Annotated in this window: 8 protein-coding genes and 1 pseudogene; 2 read left to right on the top strand and 7 right to left on the bottom strand. The window is 39.6% G+C overall.

Going from position 1 to position 7,180, the window contains the following annotated elements; all coding sequences use genetic code 11:
* A pseudogene (locus tag G608_RS0117620) lies at positions 1 to 795 on the bottom strand (RNA-guided endonuclease InsQ/TnpB family protein); the annotation flags it as partial.
* Between the two features lie 92 nt (positions 796 to 887).
* Here G608_RS0117620 and tnpA point away from each other — a divergent pair.
* Positions 888 to 1,346, top strand: coding sequence for an IS200/IS605 family transposase (gene tnpA, locus G608_RS21800; protein WP_051209496.1), 459 nt, complete (start codon positions 888 to 890; stop codon positions 1,344 to 1,346).
* Between the two features lie 117 nt (positions 1,347 to 1,463).
* Here the strand turns inward: tnpA and G608_RS22695 are convergent, their stop codons facing one another.
* Together G608_RS22695 and G608_RS0117605 are read right to left on the bottom strand one after the other, a co-directional pair.
* Positions 1,464 to 1,970: an NUDIX domain-containing protein gene (locus G608_RS22695; protein ID WP_051209494.1), complete on the bottom strand. Its 507-nt coding sequence runs from the start codon at positions 1,968 to 1,970 to the stop codon at positions 1,464 to 1,466.
* A 57-nt stretch (positions 1,971 to 2,027) separates the two neighbouring features.
* The gene (locus G608_RS0117605) at positions 2,028 to 2,207 is read right to left on the bottom strand and encodes a cupin domain-containing protein (protein ID WP_081677499.1); all 180 of its coding nucleotides are present in this window, start codon (positions 2,205 to 2,207) and stop codon (positions 2,028 to 2,030) included.
* 127 nt (positions 2,208 to 2,334) lie between these two features.
* Between G608_RS0117605 and G608_RS0117600 the strand changes: the two genes are divergently transcribed.
* A complete protein-coding gene (locus tag G608_RS0117600) occupies positions 2,335 to 3,054 on the top strand; it encodes a TSUP family transporter (RefSeq protein WP_330367089.1) in 720 nt (239 codons plus the stop codon).
* Here G608_RS0117600 and G608_RS0117595 read toward each other — a convergent pair.
* From G608_RS0117595 to G608_RS0117580, 4 genes are all read right to left on the bottom strand, one after another.
* Positions 3,051 to 4,301 (bottom strand): dicarboxylate/amino acid:cation symporter, encoded by a 1,251-nt coding sequence (locus G608_RS0117595; protein ID WP_026497087.1) that lies wholly within the window; start codon positions 4,299 to 4,301, stop codon positions 3,051 to 3,053. The genes G608_RS0117600 and G608_RS0117595 overlap by 4 nt on opposite strands.
* A gap of 360 nt (positions 4,302 to 4,661) precedes the next feature.
* A complete protein-coding gene (locus G608_RS0117590) occupies positions 4,662 to 5,216 on the bottom strand; it encodes an ATPase (RefSeq protein ID WP_026497086.1) in 555 nt (184 codons plus the stop codon).
* A gap of 4 nt (positions 5,217 to 5,220) precedes the next feature.
* Positions 5,221 to 5,400 (bottom strand): hypothetical protein, encoded by a 180-nt coding sequence (locus tag G608_RS0117585; protein ID WP_026497085.1) that lies wholly within the window; start codon positions 5,398 to 5,400, stop codon positions 5,221 to 5,223.
* Positions 5,401 to 5,631: 231 nt separating this feature from the next.
* The gene (locus G608_RS0117580; protein WP_026497084.1) at positions 5,632 to 6,600 is read right to left on the bottom strand and encodes a PD-(D/E)XK nuclease family transposase; all 969 of its coding nucleotides are present in this window, start codon (positions 6,598 to 6,600) and stop codon (positions 5,632 to 5,634) included.
* Between the last annotated feature and the right edge of the window lie 580 nt (positions 6,601 to 7,180).

The raw sequence follows: 7,180 nt of genomic DNA, 5'->3' as shown, positions 1-7,180 counted from the left end.
GGACTTTATCAGTCCGCCCTTTATCACAAACGGTTCTGCTCCAAAGTTGTTCGCTACGGCTGCTATATTGTCCGTACCAGGATCTATCGACATGACCCTGATATCGGAAATGTCATCTTTTGATGAAAGAGATCTGAGAACATCCTTGTCATCCAAAGGCTCTATACCCACTGTTAAGACATCGATCACCACATCCATCACAAAGTCCTTACCATGTGGTTTTATCCGCACTTCCTTAAGTTTTCCCTGGGGAAGGTCCCTGCCAAGTTTTAAAGTATCTGTTGTTCCGGGAAAACGTATATAGGAATCATCCTTTATCCTGCATATCTGATTCGTAAGGATGGCAGTCTTGTATTTTCCCTGGCGTACATAACCCGGCATACGGGGACGCCCCGTAAATGCAGATGGTGTCTTGGCGTATGTCTTCACTGCTTCAAAAAATGATTTGTAATCCCTAAGAAGGAGCTTAAGTATCTGCTGGTTAGCCTGAGATGGAATCCCATAGTATGCCTTATCCCTGGTGCTCTTCAGAAGATAATCAAGGGCATTATAAGGAAGCCATGAACCAGTTGCATGATATTTTGTCCCTTCAAGGTTTTCACTTACAAGTTTATACACCTGCATCTGATTGGGAAAAAGAGGCCTGTAAGAGTCAAATGCCTCTGTGGCAGAAGCATACTGTCGGATGATGAAATTCGCCCTGTTGTAAAGGACTGCAGATGCCCTGCAAATATCCTGGCAGTAACTGTATAGTGTGTTGTTTTTAGCTATTCTGTACTGCCTTGTCCTATACACAGTTGAGATTTCCTTTCCAAAAGATTATATTAGTATTATAGCATAATTTCCAAGAGTAATCAAAACATTTGTTCTTTTTAGAAGGAGTTTTTATGGATAACTACAGAAGAGGTTCACATTCAGTTTACCTGCTTACCTATCATATCATTTTTGTCACTAAATACAGGAAAAAAGTGATAACCAATGAGATGGGGGATTTCATGAAAAATCACGCAGCTTATCTGTGTGGAAGGATGAACTGCGATATGCTTTCTGCTGAGACAGATGAGGATCATATACACATGCTTATCTCCATGCCTCCGGATGTCGCTCCGGTAAAACTGATCAACACCTTAAAGTCCCAGCTCTCTAAAGAAGTCAGGATCAAATACCGTGAACACATAGAAAAATTTCTGTGGGGAGATGCTCTTTTCTGGAGCAGGAGTTATTTTTGCGCCACAACCGGATCCGTTTCACTTGAGACAGTGAAAAAATATATAGAAAGCCAGCGCACGGATGACCACAAAAGAAAATATGAAAGAACAGGACGATACAGCAAAGCGAAACGCTGAGGGTCAGCGATTCATCCCCCACCGACTATGTCGGAAGGAGTTTTCTCGCTGATACATCATAAAAAGTTCCTACCTGCTCTTGCACGAATTTGGAGCTGCTTTACACTGATGTTTTGATCATCCCATCGCGGGGCTAGTTTTCACATAGTCCATATACTGGAGCAATGCTGTATACTCTCGCAAGTATGAGCCTCGTTTTTCTTCGCTTGTATCCGCATAAGACTGATGCTTTGAGAAAATGTCTATGGCATCCTGAAGCGGTATCCACATAGGTTCTATGCCGCGTTCTAGCTCTGCCCCCGTGGGTTTCATTTCTCCCTGCCCCACCTCCTCACAAATATAGTAATAGCCGCCATATCTGTATTCTTCGTAGTATTCGTATATATGAAGGAACTTATCCACAGGGTGCACGATCACGCCGGTCTCTTCCTCAACTTCTCTAACGCAGCATTCTTCGAATGTCTCGCCTTCTTCAATACCACCGCCCGGTATAAGCCACCAGCCTGAATTCTTTTCATGGGTAAGAAGGATTTTACCGTCCTTTATTACAATAGCGCGACTGCCATCACGGGTTTTGGTGAAAGTTTCAAATCTGTTATCACCTAAAATTTCTAATTCTTTCATATACCATGTTCTCCCCTAAAGTGGTATTCAGCTAACTCTGTCATTCTTCCTTAATCTTCATATGCAAGATACAGGATACTCTGCGCATCCTTCATGGTGATACCATATTTCTTCGCAGTCTATCTGATGAAAATGTGATATCTCATCCTCTGTAAGAAGGAAGTAAATACTTCCCGCAAGCGGCCTGTCTTCCTTTTTATTTAAGTCACGGATTCCATTATAGCCCTTTGACAGCATTTGAAGAAGTGAGTACAATCTGAGAATCGCAGTATGATAATCCTATGAACAGCATATCTCATAGGTACAATAGATAGAAGAGAGAAAAATGATCCTTACACCTTTAACATTTTTAATTGTATGTCCCATGCTGTTTCTCGCGGGCTTTGTTGATTCAATCGCAGGTGGCGGCGGACTGATATCATTACCGGCTTACATGCTGGCCGGGCTTCCGATACATAATGCAATTGCGACCAACAAACTGTCCTCTTCATGCGGAACATCACTGTCGCTGATGCGTTTTATCAAACACAAGCTGATCAATTTCAAGGTTGCCATACCCGCTGTAATTGCAGGAATGTTCGGCTCTTATTTTGGCGCAAGGCTTTCACTTTTCATAAAAGAGATCTACTTAAGGCAGCTTTTGCTCGTCATTCTTCCGGTTGCAGCATTCATCGTTCTTAATAAAAAACTGTTCAAGGACAACGGCAAAACAGAAGTTGAAGTAAATACCAGAACTATTCTGGTAGTCATAGTCTCTGCGCTTGTTATCGGTATGTATGACGGACTCTATGGCCCGGGCACAGGAACGTTTCTTATTATCGCCTTCACAACATTTGCAAAAATGGGAATTGGCCCTGCCAACGCTCACACTAAAGCTATCAACACAGCTACCAATCTGTCTTCGCTTGTAGTGTTCATATTAAGCGGCCAGGTGATCATCGCCCTCGGCATAGCAGCCGCAGTATGCAACATGCTTGGTAACTACGTGGGCTCCGGTCTTGCCATGAAAAAGAGCACCCGTATCACGAAACCCATAATACTGACGGTGCTCTTACTTTTACTTATTAAAATTATCCTGTCTTAAGCGCTCTTTCTCGCTTCACGGCGCTTGAGAATATTTGAAACGATGACTGTACAGGATGCATCACCTGTGATATTAAGAGTTGTTCTACCCATATCGAAGATTCTGTCCACACCTGCAACAAGAGCAATTCCATCGATTGGAAGGCCTACAGATGTCAGCACCATCGCCAACATAACCATACCTGCACCGGGAACACCTGCGGTTCCAACAGATGCAAGAGTTGCTGTCAGAACAATTGTCAGCATCTGTGAAAATGAAAGATTGATACCATAGCAGGATGCGATAAAAATAGCACAGACACCCTGATAAATAGCTGTTCCATCCATGTTTATAGTCGCTCCAAGGGGAAGGACAAAGCTTGATACTTCCTTGGAAGCTCCCAGCTTCTGAGTGCACTCCATGTTAAGGGGAAGTGTTCCAACTGATGATGCACTTGAAAAAGCAAACATGATTGCTGGAAGCATTCCTTTGAAAAATGTTACAGGACTCATTTTTCCAAGAGTAGCAACTGTGCATGAATAAACTATAAGCGCGTGCAGCAGATAACAGATATACGCTGCAAGAAGCACCTTTGCCAGTGATCCGATAACTGCCGCTCCGTTTGCAGCAACTACAGGTGTCAGCAGACAGAACACGCCGATAGGAGACAGCTTCAATATCATTTCCATACACTTCATAAAAATGTCATTAAGAAGATTGATTCCTTCAATGGCTCTCTCCCCTTTTTCACCAAGAAGAATTACTGCAAAGCCAATCAGAATGGCCATAACAATAACCTGAAGCATGTTGGCTTCAGAAATAGGCAACAGGAAATTGTTCGGAAAAATATTAACAAGGACATCCATACCTGAAGAAGCCTCCGGTGCTTCGTAGGTCAAGCTTGCTGTTGTAAGAACCGGGAAGCTCCCCTTGAAAAGATTAGCAACAAACAGTCCGATCGTGATAGCAACTGCAGTTGTACAGAAGTAATAGACCACAGTCATTCCGCCTATCGCACCGACTTTCTTTATATCTCTCATGGAAACAATTCCCGCCATGATTGAGAATAACACAATAGGGCCCACAATAAATTTGACCAGATTCAGGAAAATTGTACCGAAAGGCTTGATGTATGTAGCCGCAAATTCAGCCACATTCTGCATAAGCAAACCGGCAATTATCGCAATGACAAGTGCGATAAAAATCTGAGCGGCTAAAGACAGTCCCTTTTTCTCTTCAGCAATTACATCGTTTTTATTCTCAGCCATAAGAATTCCCCTCTTTCTGTTGAACTGACTCCTTAGTTTATATTGTCTCCCACTTAATTATACAAAAAAGCGTATGGTTATAAATAATTAATTGATAAATTTAGCATATTTTTTTATCAACAAAAACCGTGAAATCTGAGGCACAAATTGAAAATATCAGGACATGTTTCTCTTAACATTCGCATAGCACACTATTTTTGGCATAAAAAATCCCTTAAACCCAGATGAATACTGGATTTAAGGGTGAGCTGGCAACGGGAATCGGATTGTTGACCAGTTTCAGAAGCCGCATAGAAAGGAGGTTTTCAGCACTCTCTTTAAAAAAAGACCACTTCAAAGACCACTAAGAATTTTCATAATCTATTTCAGATCGAACCACTCTGGTACCCTATGAGATTTCCTTACCAGAACTCCATCTTTATAAATTGCAAATCTTCTAATACTATCCGTATTATCATAAACCGCCACAAGATTACACATAGTCATGATTTCCCAAAAGTTCCTCAATGACTGCTCATAACGCCTTTCTATATCCGATTCATTTACACCATGCCCTCCACCAAGTACTCTCTTAGCAACTCTTTCCTTGGCTATATCTACACTTGCTACGCCTACATAATGCATCTCTATAAGAAATCCTTTTTCTTTTGCTCGTCTTATATTCCGAAAAACAGTGTTTCCACAAAGGGTGGTCTCTTGATTAAAGCTCTCCTCTCCTTCAAAATACTGGTTTAACTTCTCAACAGCTTTTCTTCCAGAAGAAAACACATCATGAGGATTACGCCAATCACCGCCAGATTCTTTAAGTATCTCATCTGCATTTACTCTGTATTCTCCCTTAAGATCCGGATCCATTTGATACAAAGTTGTTTTTCCAGCGCCATTGACACCTGCTATAAGTGTGTACTTTTTCATATATTTAATATAGATTCCTTTCGATTACTTCCTTCTGTTTTTTCTGAAGCAAAAAGTCTCCGACCATCTCATAAAAGTCTTTTTCTTCTTCTGTTTCACTCTCTAAAACAAGTTGCAAAGTATCTTTCGGATTTAATTTTGCTATTTCTTTATATATATCACTATATTTCTTAACATCGCACATATATAGTCTCCTTATACTTCTTAACAATGATCTTTTTTAGGCATAACTATATTATACCATTTTGTTGCGTAAAAAAATCCCCCAAAGCCTAAGCTTTGAGGGATTCTCATCATCGAGCTGGCAACGGGAATCGGAGCAATGACCACCACTTAAAAGCCGCATAGAAAGGAGGTTTTCAGCACTCCATTTTTTAAAACGCCCACTACTACGACCACTTCTTTCTAAGCAAAATCATTTCACAGCAAGTTGCTCATCAACCAGTTTTGTAACTTCTACCTTCTCAGATTCTAAAACATTTGCAAGATCAAATGCCTCATTGATATCATAATGTTTCTTTTGCATTAATCTGAGTACAAAATCCGCTTTATTCTTTATAGATGTCTGTTCAACTAATCCTTCGCCTAAATTACACATAGTGTTTACCTCCTTACTCATGGTAGCTGACATAGGTATATCAAAATCCTTTTCAAGGAGTTCTTTCTTTTCGTCAGGTTTCTTTTCCGCTGATAATAATACATCCAGCAATCTTAAAATAGATTTCTCATCAGCCTTGTCGGGATCTCCTAAGCGTACAAGAAGTACTGATAAAAGATCGTAATTCTTTACTTCTTCTTTTGCATTGCCAACGATGGTATCCTCAGAAACACTGTACTTTGTTATAGAATTCTTATCCTCTTCGCTAACATTCATCTCAATCCAGATAGAATACACTTTGCGAATCTTTTCATAATGACTTTTCGTAAATACTGTATTCTTCTGTGAAGATATCATTCTGCTGCAATAATATATAGCTCTTTTGATAATAGGATATACTGTATTATCACTTTTCTGAGCCTCTATATTTATTATAAGATGAATTGGCTCCTTTGTGTCAGGTACAATTGCATTAAACCTGATATCATAATATACTTTTCCCTCTTTTATGGAGCTATCCTCATTATTACTGCCTTCAATTCTTTTATCGGCTAATTCTTCATCAGCATCAAGTTCATCCTGGTGTACAGCTACCACTGAAACCTTGGGATCACCCTCGATACAATCCTTCATGATCTGCTGAATGGTGTACCCCTTAAATTCTGATACACATTCCTTTAAAATCCATGCTAGCACAATCTTTTCAGACAAAAGCCGCTTAACTGCCTCATCATACTGAGCCTTCTGATCAGCAGTACTAATTGCATTTGAAATACTTGTTTCCAATTTTTAAACCTCGTTGCTTTTCTTTTACTGAGTATATCATATTTGATTTATCCTATAATTCCTTCTTAGATAATACCTTTTAAAAATCTATATCCATTTATTTGATATGTTCCCTAATTTAGCTTGGATTGATCATTTAAGATTACTTCAATTATTCTGCAAGTAAAATAATTAAGAGGGCTGGTAATCAGCCCTCTCAGAGTTTAAGCTTTCCCACTTATATGGCAGGGACTCTCCCGAGTTGAAACTTCTCCACTTATATGGCAGGAGCTCTCCCAATTAATTATATTTTAACATTAGTGATCAAAATGTCAACGGTGCGTATTTCTTAATTGACAATTATATTTTATATCGCTATACTTATAAAAAGGTGTCTTATTGAATATTGATGTGGTAATTATGATTTTAAAGCAATCTTTTATGAAAAAGCTGTGCGCATATTCTCTAGTATGTGCTCGGAAGTTTGACACCTAAAATCCTCAGAAGCCAGTCATGGCTTTATTTTTTACGCAAATTTAAATCGTGTGTATTGCGTATATGCGTATATAGTGGTAAAATATTAGTATAATACTAAGTGTTG

The sequence above is a fragment of the Butyrivibrio sp. WCD3002 genome (assembly GCF_000424265.1).
Taxonomy (GTDB): domain Bacteria; phylum Bacillota; class Clostridia; order Lachnospirales; family Lachnospiraceae; genus Butyrivibrio.
The sequence above is the reverse complement of the archived record's forward strand: the minus strand, read 5'-3'. Positions and strand labels throughout refer to the sequence as shown.

Bases quoted from the DNA above. Each gene is read 5' to 3' on its own strand.
- G608_RS22695 (WP_051209494.1), bottom strand. From the start codon at position 1,970: ATGAAAGAATTAGAAATTTTAGGTGATAACAGATTTGAAACTTTCACC.
- G608_RS0117595 (WP_026497087.1), bottom strand. From the start codon at position 4,301: ATGGCTGAGAATAAAAACGATGTAATTGCTGAAGAGAAAAAGGGACTG.
- G608_RS0117605 (WP_081677499.1), bottom strand. From the start codon at position 2,207: ATGCTGTCAAAGGGCTATAATGGAATCCGTGACTTAAATAAAAAGGAA.
- tnpA (WP_051209496.1), top strand. From the start codon at position 888: ATGGATAACTACAGAAGAGGTTCACATTCAGTTTACCTGCTTACCTAT.
- G608_RS0117600 (WP_330367089.1), top strand. From the start codon at position 2,335: ATGCTGTTTCTCGCGGGCTTTGTTGATTCAATCGCAGGTGGCGGCGGA.
- G608_RS0117585 (WP_026497085.1), bottom strand. From the start codon at position 5,400: ATGTGCGATGTTAAGAAATATAGTGATATATATAAAGAAATAGCAAAA.
- G608_RS0117590 (WP_026497086.1), bottom strand. From the start codon at position 5,216: ATGAAAAAGTACACACTTATAGCAGGTGTCAATGGCGCTGGAAAAACA.